At 72.2% G+C, this 21,694-nt stretch carries 18 protein-coding genes and 1 pseudogene; 9 read left to right on the forward strand and 10 right to left on the reverse strand.

Going from position 1 to position 21,694, the window contains the following annotated elements; translation table 11 throughout:
• Window position 1: 1 nt before the first annotated feature.
• Both ABZW30_RS32205 and ABZW30_RS32210 read right to left on the reverse strand, forming a co-directional pair.
• Window positions 2-2,608, reverse strand: a complete 2,607-nt coding sequence (locus ABZW30_RS32205; RefSeq protein ID WP_355674773.1) for a TIM-barrel domain-containing protein — start codon at window positions 2,606-2,608, stop codon at window positions 2-4.
• 252 nt (window positions 2,609-2,860) lie between these two features.
• The gene (locus ABZW30_RS32210) at window positions 2,861-3,478 is read right to left on the reverse strand and encodes a TetR/AcrR family transcriptional regulator (protein WP_355674751.1); all 618 of its coding nucleotides are present in this window, start codon (window positions 3,476-3,478) and stop codon (window positions 2,861-2,863) included.
• A gap of 80 nt (window positions 3,479-3,558) precedes the next feature.
• Here ABZW30_RS32210 and ABZW30_RS32215 point away from each other — a divergent pair, with 80 nt between their 5' ends.
• Window positions 3,559-4,392: a class II aldolase/adducin family protein gene (locus ABZW30_RS32215; RefSeq protein WP_355674752.1), complete on the forward strand. Its 834-nt coding sequence runs from the start codon at window positions 3,559-3,561 to the stop codon at window positions 4,390-4,392.
• 91 nt (window positions 4,393-4,483) lie between these two features.
• The gene (locus ABZW30_RS32220; RefSeq protein WP_355674753.1) at window positions 4,484-5,500 is read left to right on the forward strand and encodes a 2-dehydropantoate 2-reductase; all 1,017 of its coding nucleotides are present in this window, start codon (window positions 4,484-4,486) and stop codon (window positions 5,498-5,500) included.
• 8 nt (window positions 5,501-5,508) lie between these two features.
• On the opposite strand, the gene ABZW30_RS32225 is transcribed toward ABZW30_RS32220, so the two are convergent.
• The 3 genes from ABZW30_RS32225 to ABZW30_RS32235 form a co-directional block, all read right to left on the reverse strand.
• Complete coding sequence (locus tag ABZW30_RS32225) at window positions 5,509-7,152, reverse strand: multicopper oxidase domain-containing protein (protein WP_355674754.1); 1,644 nt, start codon at window positions 7,150-7,152, stop codon at window positions 5,509-5,511.
• 69 nt (window positions 7,153-7,221) lie between these two features.
• Complete coding sequence (locus ABZW30_RS32230) at window positions 7,222-8,769, reverse strand: long-chain fatty acid--CoA ligase (protein WP_355674755.1); 1,548 nt, start codon at window positions 8,767-8,769, stop codon at window positions 7,222-7,224.
• A 278-nt stretch (window positions 8,770-9,047) separates the two neighbouring features.
• Window positions 9,048-10,181: an NAD(P)/FAD-dependent oxidoreductase gene (locus ABZW30_RS32235; RefSeq protein WP_355674756.1), complete on the reverse strand. Its 1,134-nt coding sequence runs from the start codon at window positions 10,179-10,181 to the stop codon at window positions 9,048-9,050.
• Between the two features lie 81 nt (window positions 10,182-10,262).
• On the opposite strand from ABZW30_RS32235, the gene ABZW30_RS32240 reads away from it, so the two are divergent.
• On the forward strand, window positions 10,263-10,865 hold the full coding sequence (locus ABZW30_RS32240; protein ID WP_355674757.1) for an N-acetyltransferase: 603 nt from the start codon (window positions 10,263-10,265) through the stop codon (window positions 10,863-10,865).
• 42 nt (window positions 10,866-10,907) lie between these two features.
• On the opposite strand, the gene ABZW30_RS32245 is transcribed toward ABZW30_RS32240, so the two are convergent.
• Window positions 10,908-11,264, reverse strand: coding sequence for a hypothetical protein (locus ABZW30_RS32245; RefSeq protein WP_355674758.1), 357 nt, complete (start codon window positions 11,262-11,264; stop codon window positions 10,908-10,910).
• 108 nt (window positions 11,265-11,372) lie between these two features.
• Window positions 11,373-12,101: a dienelactone hydrolase family protein gene (locus tag ABZW30_RS32250; RefSeq protein ID WP_355674759.1), complete on the reverse strand. Its 729-nt coding sequence runs from the start codon at window positions 12,099-12,101 to the stop codon at window positions 11,373-11,375.
• A gap of 225 nt (window positions 12,102-12,326) precedes the next feature.
• Between ABZW30_RS32250 and ABZW30_RS32255 the strand changes: the two genes are divergently transcribed.
• From ABZW30_RS32255 to ABZW30_RS32265, 3 genes and pseudogenes are all read left to right on the forward strand, one after another.
• Window positions 12,327-13,265, forward strand: coding sequence for a hypothetical protein (locus tag ABZW30_RS32255; protein WP_355674760.1), 939 nt, complete (start codon window positions 12,327-12,329; stop codon window positions 13,263-13,265).
• Between the two features lie 42 nt (window positions 13,266-13,307).
• Window positions 13,308-13,524, forward strand: a pseudogene (locus ABZW30_RS32260) (long-chain fatty acid--CoA ligase); the annotation flags it as partial.
• A 372-nt stretch (window positions 13,525-13,896) separates the two neighbouring features.
• On the forward strand, window positions 13,897-14,673 hold the full coding sequence (locus ABZW30_RS32265) for an HAD-IIA family hydrolase (RefSeq protein WP_355674761.1): 777 nt from the start codon (window positions 13,897-13,899) through the stop codon (window positions 14,671-14,673).
• Window positions 14,674-14,820: 147 nt separating this feature from the next.
• On the opposite strand, the gene ABZW30_RS32270 is transcribed toward ABZW30_RS32265, so the two are convergent.
• Window positions 14,821-15,741, reverse strand: coding sequence for an alpha/beta hydrolase (locus ABZW30_RS32270; RefSeq protein WP_355674762.1), 921 nt, complete (start codon window positions 15,739-15,741; stop codon window positions 14,821-14,823).
• A gap of 408 nt (window positions 15,742-16,149) precedes the next feature.
• On the opposite strand from ABZW30_RS32270, the gene ABZW30_RS32275 reads away from it, so the two are divergent.
• The 3 genes from ABZW30_RS32275 (at window position 16,150) to ABZW30_RS32285 (ending at window position 19,150) form a co-directional block, all read left to right on the forward strand.
• A complete protein-coding gene (locus tag ABZW30_RS32275; protein WP_355674763.1) occupies window positions 16,150-16,446 on the forward strand; it encodes a hypothetical protein in 297 nt (98 codons plus the stop codon).
• Between the two features lie 179 nt (window positions 16,447-16,625).
• Window positions 16,626-18,392, forward strand: a complete 1,767-nt coding sequence (locus ABZW30_RS32280) for a glycosyltransferase (RefSeq protein ID WP_355674764.1) — start codon at window positions 16,626-16,628, stop codon at window positions 18,390-18,392.
• An 11-nt stretch (window positions 18,393-18,403) separates the two neighbouring features.
• Window positions 18,404-19,150 (forward strand): polysaccharide deacetylase family protein, encoded by a 747-nt coding sequence (locus ABZW30_RS32285; RefSeq protein WP_355674765.1) that lies wholly within the window; start codon window positions 18,404-18,406, stop codon window positions 19,148-19,150.
• 51 nt (window positions 19,151-19,201) lie between these two features.
• Here the strand turns inward: ABZW30_RS32285 and ABZW30_RS32290 are convergent, their stop codons facing one another.
• Together ABZW30_RS32290 and ABZW30_RS32295 are read right to left on the reverse strand one after the other, a co-directional pair.
• Complete coding sequence (locus ABZW30_RS32290; protein ID WP_355674774.1) at window positions 19,202-20,638, reverse strand: MATE family efflux transporter; 1,437 nt, start codon at window positions 20,636-20,638, stop codon at window positions 19,202-19,204.
• 23 nt (window positions 20,639-20,661) lie between these two features.
• Window positions 20,662-21,690, reverse strand: coding sequence for a cysteine synthase family protein (locus ABZW30_RS32295; RefSeq protein WP_355674766.1), 1,029 nt, complete (start codon window positions 21,688-21,690; stop codon window positions 20,662-20,664).
• Between the last annotated feature and the right edge of the window lie 4 nt (window positions 21,691-21,694).

The raw sequence follows: 21,694 nt of genomic DNA on the forward strand, positions 1-21,694 counted from the left end.
GTCAGCCCTCGATGGAGCCCGCTCCCGCCAGGAGCAGTGAGAAGGCGCTGCCGGTGGACCGCTGCGGCGTCTTCACGTGCACCACGCCGGCGGCCTCGTCGTACCACCAGCCCGAGGCCGCCGAGTCCAGCTCCGCCTGCGAGTCACGGCCCTCCAGCGGCCGGTGGTCGAGCAGCACCGCGCCGGGGCCGGCGCCGGTGTGCACGGTGAACCCGTAGGCGCGGCCGGCCGGTTTGCCGGTGTAGTCGCCGACGCTCGGCCCGACCTCGACGGTGGTCATGCCGTGGCCCCCGCCCACCGAGCGGACCTTCACGTCCTGGGTCGCGGACGCGCCCTGCTCGTGGCCTCGGGTGGTGCCGTCGTCCTCGTACAGGGTGTAGGAGGACGTGCCCTGGGCGTAGACGTCGTAGTCGAGCCGGCCGGTGTCGCGGGTCTGCCAGGACAGCGTGCCCTTGGGCCACATCGGCACGACGGCGCCGGCCCGGACGAACAGCGGCAGGGTGTCGAGCGGCGCCTGGTAGGCGTTGAGCGTGGTCGGCCCCTGGTAGGTCCTGCCGGTCCAGTAGTCCACCCAGGTGCCCTCGGGCAGGTAGATGCCGTTGCGGGTGGCGGAGTCGTCGTAGACCGGGGCGACCAGGAAGTCCTTGCCGCTCAGGAACTCGTACTTGGCCGCGTCACCCCAGGTGTTGGGGTCGTCCGGGTACTCCAGGACCAGCGGCCGCACCGCGCCGACGCCGCTCTGGTGGGCCTGGGCGGCGAGGGTGTACAGGTAGGGCAGCAGACGCTCCTTCAGCTGCAGGTAGCGCCGGTTGATCGAGGCGTACGGTTCGCCCGCGCGCCAGGGCTGCTTGTCGCCGGCGGCCCAGCCGTCCATGGTCATGATGGTCGGGATGAAGGTCTTCCACTCCAGGTCCCGGGTCGCCGCCTCGGGGTCGTCGCCGAAGATGCCACCGACGTCCCCGGTGTTGTAGGCGATGCCGGACATGGTCGCCCCGGCGTAGGTGGGGATCTGCCAGCGGACGTAGTCGTAGGTGCCCTTCTGGTCGCCGCTCCACAGCACGCCGCAGCGCTGGGCGCCGGCCCAGGAGACCGGCAGCCAGACGAAACCGCGGGCGTCGCTGTTCCGCTGGATGCCGTCGTACGCCTTCTGGCAGCCGTCGAGGGCGAACTTGTAGCCGGGGCCGACCCAGGCGACGTCGAGTTTGCGCACCCGGACGCCGGCCTTGACCTCCTCGTTCTGGTTGGGCAGGCCGGTCGAGGTCCACAGGCCCAGCTGGGCGTGCTGGCCGCGCAGGCCCTGGCCGGTCTGCTGGAGGTCCTCGTAGCCGCAGCCGTAGCCGTCGTTGACCAGCATCCAGCCCAGCGGGTCCTGGTTGGCGGTGTAGCCGTCGGCGACCTCGAGGGCGTCCAGGGTGTGCCGTTCACCGCGGTTGGCGTTGTGCAGGTAGCAGTCGGAGTCGCCGGGCTCCAGGCCGTAGACCGGCGGCATGAAGGGCTTGCCGACCAGGTCGGTGTAGGCGCCGATGACCTTCTTCAGGTCCGGGCCGTAGAAGTAGTAGCCGTCGAAGCGGCGTTCGCGTTCGGCCGTGGTGACCGGGTCGTCGAAGGTGTAGGTGCCGGGGGCGTAGGTGTGCCGGAAGACGCCGTAACCGGCCGAGGAGAGGTAGAAGGGCTGGGAGTTGTTGAAGCCGCCCTCGTTCCAGTCGTAGTCGTTGGCGGCGTGGACGGTCCGACCGCGGTGCGAGAAGGAGCCGTTCTGCTCGCCGGCGCCGTAGAACTGCTCCTGGGGTCCGCGGGCCAGGGTCTGGGTCGTCGCGGTCTGGGTCCAGGTCAGGCCGCGGGTCTCCTGCCAGACGGGCTTGCCGTCGTCCTCGGCGTACAGCGCGAAGCGCAACGGGTGCTTGTAGGCGCGCAGCGTCAGGTGCTCGGAGCTGATCGCCCAGTAGGCCCCCTCGTCGCTCTGCCGGACGGTCTTCAGGGTCGGCGGGGCGGTCGCGATCATCTCACCGACGGGCGGGGCGGTGAAGGTGCCGTCCGGGGCGAACTGCAGCCGGAAGGTGTCCTCGGTGCTGAAGTCGACCCTGGCCTTGGCGGCGCCGGCCTGGATCAGGTAGCCGTCACCGTCGCGGGCGATGCCGGTGGCGTCGCCGACCGTGGTGGGCTGGGTCAGCAGGGCGGTGGCGGTGTAGGAGGAGTTGGTGACGTTGTACGGCACGACCAGGACCTGGTAGGTCCCCGAGGCGTTCGGGATCACGGCGGAGGCGGGGTCGGCGCCCGACGCGTCCTCGGCGACCTTCCGGCCGGTGCCGTCGTAGACGTAGAGGTCGAACTCCATGGCCGGGTCGGGCCAGCTGATGGAGACCGGGACGCCTCCGTCGGGGTTGTCCTGCCAGTAGCCGCGCGGGACGTCGACGGTGAGGTCGAAGCGGTCGCAGACCTTGCCCTGCGGGTCGGCGGCCGCGGTCGGGCAGTGCTTGGGGTCGGGCACCGAGCCGCTCGGGTACGTCGGGGACTGCCAGGTGACCGTTCGGTGGGCCGTCGAGAGCGCGCCGCCCGGGGGTGCCGCGGCGTGGACGACGGGGGCGGTGCCGAGCAGTCCGCACAGCATGGCCACCACGGCGACCAGGATGCCGCGGGGGCGGGGAGGGTGTAAGCGCCTGAATGTGAGCATGAGCATGCCACCATTCAACGGGGGTCGGGGCGGTGTGCGCCGCAGGACCCTACCAGTTCATTTATGCTCACTCAATGGTCAAGAGTGCACAGTAGGTAGCAAACGGTTGCCCGAACATGCTTGGCACTGAACTGAATTACACAGCTTCACACAGCACTCTGGTTCCCCGACGCCGAACCGTCCGCCTCGTCAGGGCGTGCGGGAGTCCGTAGTCAGCGCCGTCAACAGCGGTTCCAGGAAGCGCTGTTCGAGTCGGCCGGGCGGCAACCGGTCGGGTTCGACGTAGCTCTGGGCCAGACCGCCCTCACGGATGGCGATCAGCAGCCGGGCGAGTTCGTCGGCTTCCACCGTGAGGGTGCGGCCGGCGCGGGCCAGGTGGTCGGTGAGGGCGCGGGCGAGTTGGGCGCGCAGCCGGGCGTCGTGCTGGGCGAGCACCCAGGCGGCCTGGGGGTCGCGGATGGCGTGCAGGGTGAACTCGGTGGTGACCAGGTACCAGTCGCGTTCGGCCGGTTCGATCTCGCAGAGGACGTCGACCAGCGCTTGCACGGTGAGGTCCTCGGTGGCGATCGAGTCGACCAGCGCGCCCATCCGCTGGACGACCTGCTCGCTGTGCGCGTCGAACAGTGCGAGGAAGAGCTCCTCCTTGCTGCTGAAGTTGGAGTAGAACGCGCCACGGGTGTAGCCGGCCCGCTCACAGATCTGCTCGATGGTGGCGGCGCGGAACCCGTACTCGGCGAAGGTCTCCAGTGCCGCCTGGAGCAGGGCCGCACGGGTGCGCGGACGGCGCTTGGTCTCACCCTTGGGCATCGGTGGCGTCCCGGTTCACTCGAAGAACAGCCAATCGGATGCATTGGCGTATCGGATACGTCATTGTATCTTCTGGGGCCATGAGCATCCCTACCCCCTCGGGGACCGGCGCCCCGCTGCCCGCCTCGCTCGCCGCCGCCGTCGGACCGCTGCCGGCCGGCGTCACCCTGCCGCTGCCGCCCAGCTTCGACTCGGTCGAGGCGGAGCGCCGGTACCGCAAGGAACAACTCGCCGCCGGCTTCCGACTGTTCGGCCGGTTCGGCTTCTCCGAAGGGGTGGCCGGACACATCACCGTGCGCGACCCGGAGCACCCCGACCGCTTCTGGGTGAACCCGTTCGGGATGCCCTTCAGCATGATCAAGGCCTCGGACCTGATCCTGGTCGACCACGAGGGCACCCTGCTGCACGGCAACCGGCCGGTGAACCGGGCCGCGTTCGTGATCGACTCCCAGGTGCACGCCGCCCGCCCGGACGCGATCGCGGCCGCCCACGCCCACTCGCTGCACGGCAAGGCCTTCTCCAGCCTCGGCATCCCGCTGGACCCGCTGACCCAGGACGCCTGCGCCTTCTTCGAGGACCACGGGCTGTACAGCGACTACCGCGGCGTCGTCAACGAGGTCGACGAGGGCAAGCGGATCGCGACCGCGCTCGGCGCGCACAAGGCGGTGATCCTGCAGAACCACGGCCTGCTGACGGTCGGCCGGTCGGTCGCCGAGGCGGTCTGGTGGTTCGTCACCATGGAGCGCTCCTGCCAGGCCCAGCTGCTGGCGATGGCGGCCGGCACCCCGAAGCCGATCGACCGGGAGACGGCGCTGATCACCCACGGACAGGTCGGCAGCAACCTGGCCGGCTGGTTCCAGGCGCAGCCGCTGTTCGAGCAGATCAGCGCGAGCGACCCGGACCTGGTCGACTGACCCTCGGGCCCGTCGTCGAACTCCCGCCTGCCGGACGAACGACACGAGGTCGAAGCCAGGCCCTGAGCCGCGCACACGAAGGACGCGACGCATGAACAAGGAACCGCGGATCGCGGTCTTCGGCGCCGGCAGCATCGGCTGCCACCTCGGCGGCATGCTGGCCGCCGTCGCCGACGTCACCCTGGTCGGCCGGCCGGCCGCGATGGCGGCGATCGAACGGAACGGGCTGACGCTGACCGGCCCCGGCGAGGCGCGGCGACAGGTCCGGGAGCTCACCACGGCCACCGACGCGGCCGCCGCCGCGCGGGCGGACTGTGTGCTGGTGACCGTCAAGTCCGCCGACACCCGGGCGGCCGCCCGCGAGCTGGCCGAACACCTGGCACCGGAAGCGGTGGTGATCAGCTTCCAGAACGGTCTGCACAACCCCGAGGTGCTGCGCGCGGAGCTGCCGGGCCACCGGGTGCTCGCCGGGATGGTCCCGTACAACGTGCTGCGCAGCGGGCCGGCCGCCGTCCACCAGGGCAGCGGCGGTGCGCTGATGGTCGAGGACACCCCGGCGGCCCGCCCGTTCGCGGTGGCGGCCCGGGCCGGCGGGCTCAGCCTGGCGCTGCACCCGGACATGCCCGCCGTACAGGCAGCAAAGCTGCTGATGAACCTCAACAACGCGGTGAACGCCCTGTCCGGACTGCCGCTGCGCGAACAGCTGGGCGCCAGGGCGTACCGCGCCTGTCTGGCCCGGTGCCAGCGGGAGGCGCTCGCCGCCTTCCGGGCGGCGGGTGTCAGGCCCGCCCGGCTGGGCCCGGTGCCGCCGGGGTGGATGCCCGGGGTGCTCGGGCTGCCGGACGCGCTCTTCCGCAGACTGGCCGCCGCCGGCCTGCGGATCGACGCCCACGCCCGCTCGTCCATGTGGGAGGACCTGCGGCGTGGCCGCCCGACCGAGGTCGACTCGCTCCAGGGCGAGGTGATCGCGCTCGCCGGGCGGCACGGCCTGCCGGCCCCGGCCAACGCCCGCCTGGCCGCGCTGGTCCGCGAGGCCGAGCGGGCGGGTCCGGGCGCCGCTCGGCCGTGGTCGGGCCCGGAGCTGCTGGCTGAACTCGGGGGCGGTTGACGCCGGGGTCAACCGCCCGGCCGCCGCGCTTCGACGTACTCGACGGTCTGCATCATGCCGAGGTCCTCGTGCTGGAGCTGGTGGCAGTGGGCGACCGTGCTACCGGTGAAGTCCTCGTACCTGACCAGGAAGGTGACCTTGTCCCCGGGTTCGCCCCCGGCCAGCCCGATGGTGTCCTGCCAGACCGGCGGGTCGAGCCGCTCGCCGTTGCGGTGGGTGACCAGGACGTGGTTGGTGTGCAGGTGGAAGGGGTGGTTGAAGGCCGGCCTGGTCTCGTCGGTGCGGACGGTCCACCGTTCGACGGTGTCGAGCGGCAGGGTGTGGTTGACGTAGCCGAGGTCGAACAGGCCGTAGGCCGGGTCCCGGGTGAGGTCGCCGTCGGGGTCGGCCGCGGGGGTCGCGTTGGTGCCCAGGACGCGGAAAGCGTTGGGGAACGGCCCGTCGAAGGCGCGCGGGTCGACGTGGAACACCACCTCGCGGTCCGCGTCGGGGTTGGCGATCTCGTTCTCGTCGAGGAACGGCTTGCCGGCCGGCAGCTCGGTCGGCAGGTCCATCGGCGGTTCGACGGGCTCGCCCGTCACCTGGACGGTCATCAGCGGCTCGGACACCCCGTCGGCCCGCAGTTCGTACGTACCGGGGTCGCCACCCCGGACCAGCACGTCGGCGCGGTTGCCCATGGCCAGGCTCACCGTGTCGGCGGCGACCGTGGCCGGAAAGGTCACGCCGTCCAGCGCGATCTGGTGGAAGGTGAGGTTCTGCCCACCGCCGGTGAGCCGCAGCGGCAGCGCGGTGAAGGCGGTCGCGGCCACCAGCCGCCAGCGCTGCACCTCGCCCGGGCGCAGCGTGATGGTCGGGTTGACCTCGCCGTTGACGGTGAGGGTGGGCGGGACGACGGTCAGGGCGCCGCCGGAGGCGAAGTCGGGGACCTTGCCGTCCTTGAGCCGGAGTTCGTTGATGCAGACGACGATGTCGGCGGCCGCCTTGACCTCGGGCACCTCGTCGATGTCGCCCTCGACGATCAGGACCCCTGCCATTCCCCCGACGATCTGCACGGCCGTGGCCCCGTGCAGGTGCGGGTGGTACCAGTGGGTGCCGGCCGGGTGGTCGGCCGGCACCTCGACGGTGGTCACGTACTGCGGCTCCGGGGCGCCGGCGTCGACCTCGTCGGCCGTGCGCGGGGCGAACTCACGCAGGACGTTGTCGGCGTCCCCGGCCGGGGAGACGTGCAGGCCGTGGGTGTGCAGGTTGAAGCTGTTGAGCTGGTGCGGCCGGTTGTGGTCGCCGTTGAAGGGCTGGTTGGGCGGCAGGCCGTTGATCTGGGTCAGCCGCAGGGTGTCCCCGCCGCGCACCCTCAGGGTCGGCCCGGGGATCGCCCCGTTGTAGGTGCGCGTGGTGACCGGCCCGTAGCCCGGGACGGCGAGGTCCGTGAACCGTACGTCGAGCGTCTGCTCGAGCACCTCGGACGCCCGGCCGGGCACCGCTCGCGGGGTCCGGACGGCGACGGGCTGCGGGAACCGCTCCCGCGCCCACGTCCGCGCCGTCGCCGCCACCGCTCGCCGGCGCCCGAGGATCCCCGAGGATGCCTCCAGGAGGACGGCTGCGGGAATCGCTTTGAGCACCGATCGACGGCCGATTCCGACATTTTCGCTCATGGCCGGGCAATCTAGATCACATTGGGAAGCCGCATCGGAAGGCACACCGCGAGGGCGCGAGACGGTCCGTCACGTGAGTTCACGCTTGAGGATCTTGCCGGTGGCGGTCATCGGCAGCCGCTCGACGATCTCCACGATGCGCGGGTACTTGTGGCCGGCCATCTGCTCCCTACCCCAGGCGATCAGCTCCTCGGGGGTGGCCTCGGCACCGGGCTCCAGGATGACGAAGGCCTTGACCTCCTCGCCGTGGCTCTCGTGGGGCACGGCGACGACCGCGGCCAGGCTGATCGCGGGGTGGGTCATCAGCACCTCCTCGATCTCGCGCGGGTACACGTTGTAGCCGCCGCGAATGATCATGTCCTTGGCCCGGTCGACGATGTAGTAGAAGCCGTCCTCGTCCCGACGGGCCAGGTCACCGGTGCGGAACCAGCCGTCCCGGATCGCCGCCGCGGTGTCCTCCGGCCGGTTGTAGTAGCCCTTCATCACACCGTGGCCCTTGACCGCGATCTCGCCGACCACGCCGGCCCCGGCGACCTCCGACCAGTCGTCGTTGATCAGCTTGACCGCCACGCCCCAGACCGGGACGCCGATCGAACCGGGGCGCGGCTCGCGATCCGGGTCGGAGAACGTCACCACCGGTGAGGTCTCGGAGAGGCCGTAGCCCTCCAGGATCCGGACGTGCAGCCGCTCCTTGACCCGGCTGAGGATCTCCAGCGGCAGCGCGGCGCCACCGCAGACGCCGATCCGCAGGTTGCGGGCGATCCGGTCCACGTCGACGGCATCGGTGAGGGCGCCCAGCAGGCCCCACCACATGGTCGGGACGCCGGCGAAGAAGGTGATCTCCTCGGTGTTCATCAGTCGCACGACCTGTTCCGCGTCGAAGCGCGGTACCAGGTGGAGGGTGGCCGCCATCGAGAAGCCGGTGTGCATCTGGATGGTGGCGCCGAAGGTGTGGAACAGCGGCAGGCACAGGACGTGGCTGTCGGTGGCCGGCCTGCCCCGGAACATCCGGTTGCAGGCCGTCACGTTCAACACCGTGTTGGCGTGCGAGAGTTCGGCGCCCTTGGGCTGACCCGTGGTGCCCGAGGTGTAGAGGATGACCGCGGTGTCGGTCGCCTCGGTGGCCACCGGGTCGAAGACCGCGGGCCGGCCGGCGAGCGCCGCGCCCATGGTCTCCGCTCCGTCGATCGGCGAGGGCGCGGCCGGGTCGGCGGTGATCAGGAGGAAGTCCTCGCAGCTCCCGACTTCGTTGAAGGCCTTCCAGCCCTCCCCGCCGATGGCCAGGCCCGGCGCCCCCTCGAAGCAGAAGTAGGCCTTCACCTCGGCGTCGCGCAGGTGGTAGGCCACCTCGCGGGCCTTGAGCAGGATGTTGAGCGGGACGACCACCCCGCCGGCCTTGAGGATGCCGTAGTAGACGATCGGGAACTGCGGCACGTTCGGACAGCTCAGCGCCACCCTGTCGCCGGGCCGGATCCCGCGCTCCACCAGCAGGTTGGCGACCTGGTTCGCGGCCGCGTCGACCTCGGCGTAGGTGAGGCGCGTCGAGCCGAGCACCAGCGCGTCGCGGTTCGGGTACATGCGGGCGGAATCCTCGAGCAGGACCGACAGGTTCAGCATGGTGCCTTCCGGAGGTGTGGGTCCGGGCTGGGCCGCAACGGTGGCTTCCTGCGGCCCGGCCCGGGCGGGCGGGGGTCACACGTCGATGGACCCGCGTCATCATCGTCGTCGTGGCGGATCACGGCCAGTACCCGGCCGAAGATCGCACCCGCACCACCGACGGGTCTCCCCGCCGTCCCGCGTTCCCCGGAGGTCGCCGGTCGCAGCCGCGCGAGGATCTCCTCCGCGGCGCGGCACCGCCCGGCCTCCCGGGCGGTGCCGCCTCGCCCTCGGGTCCGCTACCGCGCGGGCGTGAAGTCCGGGAGCCGCGCCAGGCTCTCGGCGACGGCGGCGAAGCCGTAGTCGAGCATCCGCCGCTCGTACTCCTCGACGGCGGCCGGAAGTTCGACCTCACCCCGCTGGACGGCGGCGAGCGAACGGCTGAGCAGCTCGGCGTCACGCAGCGCCGTGTTGGCGCCCCGGCCGCCGCTCGGCGGCATGGGGTGGATCGCGTCCCCGAGCAGGGTGACCCGGCGGGTGCCGCCCCAGTGCGGCACGGGCTTGGCGTAACGGACGGTCAGGGCCGAGCTGTTGACCACGTCGGCGCCGCGGACCAGGTCGACGAGGTCCGGGTGCCAGCCGTCCAGCAGGGCGAGCAGTTCGTCACGGACGCCTGCCCAGTCCTTCGGCTCGGCCGGGGCGAGGCCGGGGAGCATCACCACCCAGCGCAGATAGCTCGCGGTGTCGGGCAGTCGGATGTCGGGCGCGAGCTCTTCGGCCGCGAGCCGTGGCGGCCGGCGGAACTCCATCCGGCCGAGCAGCATGCTCACCCCGGCACCCGCCACCACGGTGCCGAAGCCCGGCACCAGAGCGGCGAACCGCTCGGTGAGCGGGGTGCGGCCGAGGACGGAGTTGCCGGGGACGGTGACCACCTCGGCCTCGGGCAGCAGTTGGCGGCGCACCGCCGAGCCCACGCCGTCCGCGCCCACCAGCAGGTCGCCGATCGCGCTGCCGCCGTCGCCGAACCGCGCCTCGACCGTGCCGTCCGCCCGCTCGGCGTAACCGACCACGGCCTTGCCGAACTCGACCCGGTCGCCGAGCCCGGCCAGCAGCAGCCGGCGCAGCACATGCCGGTCGGTGGCCGTCCCCTCGTCGACCGCACCGAGCCTGCGGACCTCCCGGAGCTGCGGGTCGACCACCCTCCGCTCCCCCGCCATCGGCCCGGTGACGGCGGCCAGCAACGGGTGCAACCGCTCCGGCAGGCAGGCGTGCAGAGCGGCAAGTCCCGGCCCGTTCAGGGCGATCCGGAAACCCTGGTAGCGGCTGTGCGGGTCGTCCTCCCGTTCGAGGACGCGTACGTCGACGCCGGCCCGCAGCAGCCCGTGCGCCAGGCAGAGCCCGCCGATTCCGGCCCCGGCCACCAATACCCTCATGTCTGTCCCCCCTGTTCGCCAGGCGTTCAGTCTTGCGCGCCCAGCCGACCCCGCGTCAGTGATCCCTGTAGCCGGAACCGCGTGACAACTGTCACGGCGAGCAGTTGCCCGGCCGACCCGGTGGTGCTGCCCCGGCTGTGCGAAAGTCTGATCATGCACTACGTCATCCGCCGAATCACCGGCACGGAGCACCGGGAACTGCGTACCATCAGGCTGGAGGCACTGCTCGACTCGCCGACGGCGTTCGGCTCCTCGTACGACGACACCGTCGCCCTCGCCGAGGACGTCTGGCAGCAGCAGGCCGCCGTCGAGGCCACCAGCGAAGAGTGCGCCACCTTCGTGGCCGTCGACGAGGCCGGGGCCTGGGTCGGGATCGCGGGTGTCGGGCCGATCCCGGACGTCCCCGACCACGTCCACGTCCACTCGGTCTACGTCTCCCCGAAGTACCGCGGGCCCGCCGGCCCCGCCGCCGGGCTGATGAGGGCGTGCATCCGCCACGCCCAGGAGCACACCTCCCTGGGCTGGTTGACCCTCGGCGTACACGAGGGCAATCCGCGGGCGCTGGCCTTCTACCGGCGGTTCGGCTTCGAGGACACCGGCAAGATCGTCCCCTACCGCCTCAACCCCGCCGAGAAGCTCCTCATCCTGGGCTACCCGGACTTCCGGGCCTTTGACCACCAGTGACACCGCCCCGAGGGTGACGGTCGCGCGGCACGACGGCGCCGGTCAGGCCGCCAAGAGGCGGCGCCAGCGCGGCAGTTCGGTGCCGCAACAGGAAAGTGCGAGCAGGCTGACCGGCACCGCCGCCCAGGCCGGGAACAGCAGCCAGGCGGCGGTGACGGCGCCGGCGAGTTCGGCGAGCACCATCAGGACGGTGACCCAGCCGGGCACTGCGATGACCGTCCCCGGTTTGTCCCCCGGCGTCTGGAACACGGCCGGGACGCCGATCAGCAGGACGTCCACACCGATCGCCAGCAGGATCGAGTGCGACCACAGCGCGATCGGCAGCCCTATCCAGCCGACCAGTTCCAGGCCGGCTCTCAGCGCGGTGGCGTACTTGGGCTCGGTGAACCGCTTGTCCATCGTCTTCCCCCGTCAACGAGTGCCGGGGAAGCGTAGCGCGCGAACGCACCCGTGCCCACGGAGCGGAGCAGACCGTTCTACCGCTGCTCCGCTCCGCGGGCTTTCGGTCTACAGATGACGGTCCAGCGCCTCGTGCACGCGCCGCCAGGCATCGGCCGTCGCGTCGGCGTCGTGGTCCGCCGGGCGATCGGCCGCGAATCCGTGCCGGGCACCCGGGTAGGTGATCAGCTCGTGCCCGACCTTGGCCTCGGTCAGCCGCCACTCGGCCTCCTGCCATTCCTCCTGCGGGAGGATGTGGTCCAGCTCGCCGCAGAAGCCCAGCAGGTGCACGCCGTTGGCGGCGATCCGCTCGGCGGTCTCCAGCGGCGGCACCGGACCGACCAGCGGGAAGCCGGAGTTGAGCAGCCAGCCCGGGTAGAACACCGCGGCCAGCTCGAACCGCAGCTCGGTGGCCGCGCGCACCGCGATGTGCCCGCCCATGCTCTGCCCGACGAAGGCCACCCCGCGCCCGTCGGCCAGGCCCCGCGCGGCGGCCAGCGCCTCGGCGGCGTCGGCGACCAGTTCGTCGCGGTCCAGGGCTCCCATCAGCACCAGGCCCGCCTCGCGCCCCTTCTCGGTGTAGCCGAGTTGGGTGCGGCGGGCGTTGCGCCAGTAGAAGTCCGGCGCCACCGCCACGTACCCGAGGCCCGCCAACTCCGCGCAGACGCCCCGAAGATACGCGTTGACCCCGTACAGCTCGGAGCAGACCACCACCGCACCGCGGACCTCGCCCTCCGGGCGGTGTACGTACGCCTCGATCCCGCCGGGCGTACCCAGCTCCTGCCACTGACCCGTCATCAGAACCCCCGTCGATCGGCCGGATTGTGTCGCTGCGCATCGTAGTACCGACCGCCGGGCCCGACCGACCCCGTTTCCCCGACAAGGACTTGGTATGACCACGGCAAAGGCTTCGCTCCGCAGCGTCCGCACGTCTGGACCGACCGGCGGCCGAGCTGGTGAGGTGTCGGCGCTCAAACAACGCACTGACAAACCTCCCACACCCTCACACTCGGGAGCAGACACATGCGCAAGCCGTTCAAGGCCGCCGCCCACACCCTCACCGCGCTGGCCCTGGCCGCATTCGGCACCGCCTCGCTGGCCACCGGAGCCTCGGCGCAACCCGCCCCGGCACCCGCCCACTCCGGGCTCAAGCCGCTCCACCCGGGCACCGCCCAGCGGCCCGCCGCGAGCACCAACAACACCCTCTCGGTCCGCTCCAACGCGAGCCAGGGCGTGGTGTCCCCCACGCCGAAGGTGTACCTGGTCTTCTGGGGCTCGCAGTGGTCCTCCGACCCGGCCGGGGTCGCCCCCGACATGCAGAACATGTTCAAGGGTCTCTACGGCAGCCAGGACACCTGGGGCACCATCCTCGACCAGTACTGCGAGGGCGTCGCCAAGGGCACCACCAGCTGCGGCACCAAGGGCGTCCACGTCCAGCACCCGGCCTCCTCCCCGCTGGCCGGCGTCTGGTTCGACAACTCCGCCGCCGCGCCGTCCAGCGCGACCACCACCCAGATCGCCGCCGAGGCCGGCAAGGCCGCCGCCCACTTCGGCAACACCACCCAGGCGCCCAACCTCAACGCCCAGTACGTGGTGCTCTCCCCCACCGGCACCCACCCGGACGGCTTCCCCAACTCCGGCTTCTGCGCCTGGCACGACAAGACCAGCAGCTCCTACGGCACGCTGGCCTACACCAACCTGCCGTACATCCCGGACAACGGCGCCGGCGCCTGCACCACCTTCACCGACGGCCGTCTGCTCTCCGGCATCGAGTCCACCGAGACCCACGAGTACGCCGAGACGGTCACCGACTTCTGGCCCAGCATCGGCTGGAACGGCGGTGGCGGTGAGATCGGCGACGAGTGCGAGAACCTCGACGCCTACGTCACCCTGAGCACCGGCACCTTCGACCTCCAGGGCCTGTGGTCCAACAGCGCCAACAAGTGCGTGACGCACGGCTGATCGCGTCGAATCGAAGCGCGGGCCCGAGCCATCGGGCCCGCGCTCCGCGGCGGGTACGACGTATACCCCCCCCCGGGAGATCGAGGAGGTCCTCTACCAGCACCCCGCCGTCGCCCTCGCCGCCGTCGTCGGCACGCCCGACGACCGCCCCGGCGGGGAGGTGGCCGCTGCCGTCGCGCTGCGTCCGGGCGCCGTGGCGACCCCCGAGGGGCTCATCGCGTTCACCGAGGAGCGCCTGGCCGGCTACAAGTACCCCCGCCACGGGTGCTGAGCGTGCTTCCCCCACCCCGCACGGCAACGGATCCACCGGAGCACCGACCCCGAAAGGGGATGCACCGTGTCCGCTGACCAGCTCAGCGAATCCCCCGTTCGGCCCGTCGGCGCGTATTCCTCGTCGCGTACAGCGGGACGGCGCCGGAGTACTACGACTTCCTGCCCGTCGAAGAAGTGGGCCGGTGCGCCGTGGAGACCGGCGGTACGGCCGGAACGAACACTGCACGACGAACGATTCCACTCCATCTGACCTGCGGTTTCGCCTGCTCCTGGCCCGGCCCGACGGGCCGTTCCAGGGCCCCCGCTCCGGCAGCGGACGGAGCGGCGGCGGGGCCAGGCCCAGGGCTATGGTCGGGGCATGGGACGACCCGAAGGGGTACTGCTCGACATCGACGGCGTGCTCACGGTCAGCTGGCAGCCGATCCCGGGCGCGGTGGCTGCCCTGCGGGAGCTCCGCGCCGACGGCGTGCCGTACGTGCTGCTGACCAACACCACCTCACGCACCAGGCGCTCGATCGCCGAGACGCTCGTCGCGGCCGGGTTCCCGGTGAGCGTCGGGTCCGTGCTCACCGCGCCGGCCGCCACCGCCACCCGGCTCGCGGGCACCCGGTGCCTGCTGCTGAACAGCGGCGACATCCGGGAGGACCTGGCCGCTCTGGAGCTGGTCGACGATCCGGACGACGCCGAGGTGGTGCTGATCGGCGGCGCCGGTCCCGAGTTCGACTACCGGGCGCTCGACCGGGCCTTCGCGGCGCTGCAAGCAGGGGCGAGGCTGGTGGCGATGCAGCGGAACGCCTACTGGCGTACGGCCGAGGGGCTGCGGCTCGACAGCGGCGCCTTCGTCACCGGCCTGGAGTACGCGGCCGGCGTCCGGGCCGAGGTGCTCGGCAAGCCCGCCGAGGCCTTCTTCGCCGGCGCGCTGGGGCAGCTGGGCGTCGCGGCGGCCGAGGCGCTGATGGTCGGTGACGACATCGAGTCCGACGTGCTCGCCGCCCAGCGGCTAGGGATCACCGGCGTCCTGGTCCGCACCGGAAAGGCCGCACCGGGCGCGCCGAGACGGGGCGACGGCGAGCCGGATCACGTGCTCGACTCCGTGGCGTCCCTGCCCGAGCTGCTCGCCCGGCTCCGCCGGTGACGGGCCCGCGGCGCCCGCTGGGCGGGAACGTCCCGCTGGTCGTGACCATCCCCCTCACGGAATCAGCACCATCAGCACCGCCGCCGGACGAAACGGGTCGCCGGTCGAAACCGCCGACGGATTCGCGAGCGCCGACGGACCCGCTGCTCAGCCGTGCGGCAGGCTCAGGATCGCCTCGGCGAAGGCCTCCGGTGCCTCCTGCGGGACGTTGTGGCCCACCCCGGGCAGGGAGCGCACCTCACACGAACCGGTGAAGTGCTCGGTGCCGGTCTGGTCGGCGGCCCGGATCACGCCGTTCTCCTCGCCCACCAGCACCACGCTGGGAACGGTCACCGGCGGCAGCTCGGCCAACCGGTCCTCCAGGGCCTGGTAGCGCGGATCCCCCGCCACCAGGCCGTAGCGGTGCCGGTAGGAATGGATCGCCACGTCCACGAAGTCCGGGTTGTGCAGGCTGGGCGCGGAGGCGGCGAAGGCCTGCTCGGCCTCCGGCCAGGTCGGCGACCACAGCCGCCAGAGCAGCTTGCACAGCTCCTCACGGTTCCGTTCCAGACCTCTGCGGCCGCGCTCCGAGTGGAAGTAGTGCTGGTACCAGTATCTGTGCTCCGCCTCCGGTGCGGCGGGCTCCATCGCGCCGGCGATGTCCTGGACGGTGTAGCCGCCCGCCGTGACCAGGCCGTGAATCCGCTCCGGCCACAGCGCCGCCGCTGCGCAGGCCGCGCGCCCGCCCCAGTCGTAGCCGGCGACCACGGCCCGCCGGATCCCCAGCGTGTCCATGAACTCGACCGAATCCTGCGCGAGCGCGGCCTGCTGGCCGCTGCGCGGGGTGTCCTCGGCCAGGAACCTGGTCGGCCCGTAGCCGCGCAGGTACGGCGTCAGCACCTCCCGGCCGGCCTCGGCGAGCAGCCGCGCCACCTCGTCGTAGGCCCGGACGTCGTAGGGGAAGCCGTGCAGCAGGATCACCGGAGCGTCGCTCTTCCGGCGGCGCTCGCCGGTCCGGTGGTAGGCGATCTCCAGAACCGGTGTCGTCACCCGGTGCAGCTCGTGCAACTCGTGGGAACTCGCAGTCATCCGGTCATGCTCGCACGTCGAGTTCGGGCATGACTGACCCAGGGTCAGTCCCGCCCCGCCCGGCACCGACCGCGTGGCCTGGCGGGGCGCAGTTGCGGTACGACTCGCACTCGGCGAGCACAGTGCCGCTCACCACGGAGGCACCACCGTCACAAGCCAGAACGACCGTTGCGAGGCCACACGGGCCGTCGTGGGCGACGTCGACGGTGAAGCCTTCGAGGGTCGGCTCGTGCTGCAGCGCCAGGGCCGGCCGGTGTTCGTCCTCCACCACCAGTACGGGTGGCAGGTTCCGCCCGTGGATGGCTGAAGGGGTCTTCAGGTCTTCAGCCGGTCTTCAGCAATGCCCGGACATCCTGGCGGCTCCGCCCGGGGTCGGTCCGGGCCTTGCCGAGGATCGGGGTGGGTGCCGTGAGCGAGCCCGTCGAAGCCTGGGAATCGCAGGAGCAGTTTCGCGGGAGCCGCCCGGGCAAAGGCCGCGTGCGTCTGGGGCGCGCCGGACGCTGGGTGCGTGGCCGGTCGGCACGCTGGATCGCGGTCGGTGCGGCCGTGGTGGTGATCGGCGGCGGCGCGGCCGCAACGGCGATCCACCACGAGGCCGAGGGCCACGGCGACGAGCGGAGGACGGCAGCAGACGACCAGGCGCACGACGGGCGCGGCGCCCACGGTCGGCCTGCCGCGACATCTGCCCTGCATTCCTCTGTGTAGCACCCGCAAGTCCCAGCGGCGCCCCGTACCCGAGGTCGCCCAGCCTCTGCCCGCCATCGCGAGAAGATCGGCCGACCGTGTCGCAACCCCCACGCCTCCGCGAGGCGCCGGCGCACCGCGCCGACTCGCCCTGCCCTCCTGGTCCCGCCACCGGGCGCGTCGTCATCGTCTCCGCGAGCGTGGGCGCCGGACACGACGGAGCCGCAGCCCAACTCACCCTGCGCCTGCGCGGTTTGGGCTTCGAGGTCGACCGTCACGACTTCCTCGACCTGATACCTGCCGGCCTCGGGCGACTGGTCTCGGAGAGCTACCGGCTGGTGTTGACCATCGCCCCCTCGACCTACCAGCGGATCTATTCCGCCACCGAGAACGCCGAGCGTCCGGGCCCGTTGACCCGGCTGATCCAGCGCAGCACCCACCGGCGACTCCTGCGCGGGCTGCCGCCGGACACCCGCGCGGTGGTGGCCACCTACCCGATCGCCGGGCAGGTCCTCGGCACCCTGCGCCGCAAGGGGCGCCTGGCGGTGCCCGCCGCGACCTACCTGACGGACTTCTCCGTCCACCCGCTGTGGGTGGCTCCCGGTGTCGACCTGCACCTGGCGGCACATCCGGTCCCGGCCGGGCAGGCCCGCGAGCACGGCGCCGAACGGGTGGTGGTCGCCGGTCCAGTGGTCGACCCCCGGTTCACCCCGGCCACCGAAACCCAGCGCGGCGCGGCCCGCGCACGGTTCGGCCTCCCACCGGACACCCCGCTGGCGCTGCTGGTGGCCGGCTCCTGGGGAGTCGGCGAGGTGGCGAAGGTCGCTGCCGAGATCCGCGACACCGGCACGGCCGTGCCGGTGGTGGTGTGCGGGAAGAACCAGCCCCTGGCGGAGCGGCTGCGCGCGGACGGCATCGAGCACGCCTTCGGCTGGGTCGCGGACATGCCCAGCCTGATGCACGCCTGCGACGTGCTGGTGCAGAACGCCGGCGGCCTGACCTCGCTGGAGGCCTTCGCCTGCGGTCTGCCGGCCATCAGCTACCGCTGCATACCCGGCCACGGCCAGACCAACGCCGCCGCCCTCGACCAGGCCGGCCTCGCCCCCTGGATCCAGGACCCGGCCGACCTCGCACCCGCCCTCACCGCCATGGCCGACGGCACCACCGGGCACCGGTACCGGGAGGCCGGGTTGGCCTTGCACCACAATGCTTCCGGCCCGGCGAACGCCATCGCGGCCGTCGCGGAGCATTTCGCCACCACCGTGCCGTCGCCCGTCATCCCCGCGCAGCGCCGCCGCCCCGGCCGGGAAGCCGCGCCCGCGCCGCGCCGCCCCATCCGCAGGCTCGGCCTCGTGGCCGCGGCCTTCGCAGCGACCGGCTGGCTGGCCACCGGCGGCACCCAACTCGCCGTCACCTACGGGGGATTCGACACTATCGACGCCGACCACACCGGTCGGACCTACCTCGTGGTCCACCCGCCGCACGGCGAACGCATCGATGACGCCACGCTTCGCACGCTGGCGGCCGAGAAAGCGGCCATGTCCATCGACGCGGCCGAGGCCGCCGCCGACCCCGGCGAGGTCCGCCGTCTCGCGAGCGCCGGACTCACCCTGGTCAACGCCGGCTACGGTCCGCCGTACGCGACCGGGCTCGTCACCCGCCGCGACTCCCTCGAAGCCGGAGCCACCGCCCTGCACGCGGACACCGGCGCGGCCACCAGGTTCTTCCTCTCCGGCCCCGACCTGGACGCCCTCGACCTCGGCCTGGCCGCCTACCACCACGAGCACCTGGTGGTCCCCGACACCCGGATCGCCTGCGGCAGCTCCACCCCTCCCGAGGTGAAGCCCGGACAGGTCGTCCTGGTCGAATGCGGCAGCGCCCGCCCGGCGGACCTCTCCGCCACCCTGCACCGCCTGCTCACCCCTCGCCAGCTGCCGCGCCTCGGCGCGCTCACCACCCTCTCCTGAGGCCACACCCCATGAAGCCCCGCACACTCCTGCGCATCGGCACCGCCGCAGCCGCCCTCGCCGCCGCACACGCGGCCCCCGTCATCTCCACCTACGGACCGCTGCGCAACCGCCAGATGCCCCGCCTGGCCGGGATCGGCCACCGCGACCACGTCGCCCTCACCTTCGACGACGGCCCGGACCCGCTCTCCACGCCGCGCTTCCTGACGCTCCTTCAGGAACGCGGCGTACAGGCCACGTTCTTCCTGCTCGGCTCGATGGCCGACAAAGCCCCCGGACTGGTGAAGGAGATCGCCGACGCCGGCCACGAGATCGCCGTACACGGCTGGGCCCATCGCCCGCTGCTGCTGCGCGGACCCCACGCCACATACCAGGACCTGCGCCGCGCCCGCGACACGATCGCCGACCTGACCGGCCGGGCACCCCACTGGTTCCGGCCCCCGTACGGCATCATGACCACCGCCGCCCACCTGTCCGCGCGCCGACTCGGGCTCACCCCCGTGCTGTGGACGAGCTGGGGCGAGGACTGGACGAGCCGCGCCACCCCCGACTCGGTCCACCGCACGGTCACCGCCGACCTGCACGGTGGCGGCACGATCCTCCTGCACGACTCCGACTGCACCTCCGCCCCCGCCGCCTGGCAGTCCACCCTCGGCGCCCTGCCCTCCCTCCTCGACCACTGCGCCGACAACGGCTGGCAGGTCGGCCCACTGCACGACCACGGCCTCCCGGGAACCCCAGGCCGCTGTCGGACATGATGAACGCGGCACTCGCCGGACTTCCCGGCCCCGGCGGGGTGCGGGCCTCGTTCAGGCGTCGGCCGCGGCGGCCTCGGGAGTGGTGGCAGCCCTGGTGTTGAGGGCGAGGCCGTAGCGGCGCAGGAGGAGGACGGCGGTGGTGGCGAGGCCGATGAGCAGGCCGAGCCACAGGCCGCGGGTTTCGCCTCCGAGTGGGTAGGCGAGGAGCCAGGCGGCGGGCAGGCCGACGGCCCAGTAGCCGATGAGGGTGATGCGGAAGCCGCTCCTGGTGTCGTCGAGGCCGCGCAGGAGGCCGACGCCGATGTTCTGGGCGCAGTCGAAGAACTGGAGGACGGCGACGACGGTGAGCAGGCCGACGGCGATGTGCAGGCCCTGCCGGTCGGCGGCCGTGTCGGGGTTGAAGTAGGGCCGCAGGACGAGGTCGGGGACGGTGAGGTAGGCGACGGCGACGAGGGTGGTGACGGCGGCGCCGCAGGCGAGCGCGGTGTTCTTGATCCGGCGTGCGGCGGCGTATTCGCCGAGGGCGAGTTCGCGGCTGACGTTGATGGAGGCGGCGTGGGAGAGCCCGACGGCGACCTGGAAGACGATGTAGATGAGCTGGTTGACGGCCGTGTGGGCGGCGAGTGCGGCGGCGCCGAAGCTGCCGGCGAACAGCGCGGTGACGGAGAAGAACCCGGCCTCGGAGCCGTAGGTGGCGGCGATCGGGGTGCCCAGGCCGAGCAGGCGGCGTACGGTGGCGGCGTCCGCGCGCCAGAAGTCCGGGCTCAGCAGCGGCGCCAGCTGCGGGTCGCGGCGGGCGGAGGCGTACAGGGCGAGGAAGGACAGCAGGTAGACGCTGCTGGTGGCGACGCCGATACCGGTGAGGCCGAGTTCGGGCACGCCCCAGGTGCCGTGGATGAAGGCCCAGTTGAGCGCGGCGTTGACGGCGACGGAGGCGGTGGTGATCCGCAGCAGGGCCTGCGGGCGGCGCATGCCGACGGTGAACTGGCGGATCGCCTGGAACCAGAGACAGGGCAGCAGCCCCGGGGCGAGGGCGGCGAGCATGCCCTGGGCCCGGTGGGCGACGGCGGCGTCCTGGCCGAGCCAGGTGGCGGCCTGCCCGATGAGGACCATCAGGACGGCGCCGGCGATCCCGGCGATGGTGGCGACGGCCATCGCGGCCCGGACCAGGCCGCGCACCTCCTCGCCGTCCTCGCCCTCGTCGACGGACGGCTCACCGCCCCCGTCCTGCCTGGCCCGTTCGGCACGGGCGGCGGCGGCCGCGACCTGGTTGCCGACCGCCGTGCCGAGCCCGACGCCCATGGTCCGCAGCTGGTTGAAGATCACCAGCGCGAGGCCGCCTGCCGCGAGCGCCTCGGTGCCGAGGGTACCCATCATGACGGTGTCGGTGGTGGTGAGGGCGACCTGGGCGAGCTGGGTGAGGGCGAGCGGGACGGCGAGGGCGGCGAGGGCGCGGCTGTCGCGGGCGAGGGTGGTCAGCTGCTGCATCGTGGGTGTCACGCCTCTAAATGTCAGAGCCTGCGGAGTTTGGTGAGCGTCTCGTCGATCCCGGCCTCCACGGCCGCGTCGAGGAGGTCGCGGGCGTTCATCCAGTCGTCGTTGAAGACGGTGTCCGTGTACTTCTCGCCGCCGTCGTTGATGAAGGCGACCATGACCGCGTCGGGCGGAAGCTGGCCGAGGCGGGTCAGGGCCTCGTGGACGACGCCGCCGGCCGAGCCGCCGATGAGCAGCCCCGTGCGGCGCGCGACGGCGCGGGCGGTGGCGAAGGCCTCGATGTCGCCGACCTTGACGCCCTCGTCGATGAGGTCGTAGTCGACGAGCAGCCCGATGGTGGCGCCTTCGGGGGTGCCGGTGCCGGACTGGTAGTAGTCATGGGCGGGCGGGCCGAAGGCGATGGAGCCCTTGGGCTCGACGCCGACCACGTGCAGGGCCGGGACGGTCTTCTTCAACTCCCGGGCGGTGCCGCAGAGTCCGCCGCCGGTGCCGACCGCGCCGATCAGCACGTCCACCCTGTTGTCGAGGGCCTGGGCGATCTCGCGCCCGACGGCGTAGTAACCCACCGCGTTGCTGGGGTTGTTGTGCTGCTCCGTGAAGACCCTGTTGTCCTTGCCGCGCGCCATCTCCTCGGCGAGTTCCTCGCGGGCGGCGGTGTGCAGTTCCTCACCGGCGTCCTCGTCGACGTACACCAGCTCGGTGCCCATGGCCTTCATGGCGCGCAGCTTGTCGGCGGCGGCGTGGTGGTCGACGACGGCGGTGAAGCGGTAACCGCGCTCGGCGGCGACGACGGCGAGGCCGAGGCCTGTGTTGCCGGAGGTGGACTCGATGATGTGGCCGCCCTCGCGCAGTTCGCCGCGTTCCTCGGCTTCGAGGACCATCTGACGGGCCATCCGGATCTTGGCGCTGCCGGTGGGGTTGAACATCTCCAGTTTGAGGAGCAGGCGGGCGCCGTTGTCGGATCGGGCGAGTTCGAACAGCGGGGTGCAGCCGATGAGGTCGGATATCCGGGTGACCACCGGCGGTCGGGTCAGGGCGTCGGTCATGGGT

This window comes from Kitasatospora sp. NPDC004669 (assembly GCF_040609455.1).
Lineage (GTDB): Bacteria > Actinomycetota > Actinomycetes > Streptomycetales > Streptomycetaceae > Kitasatospora.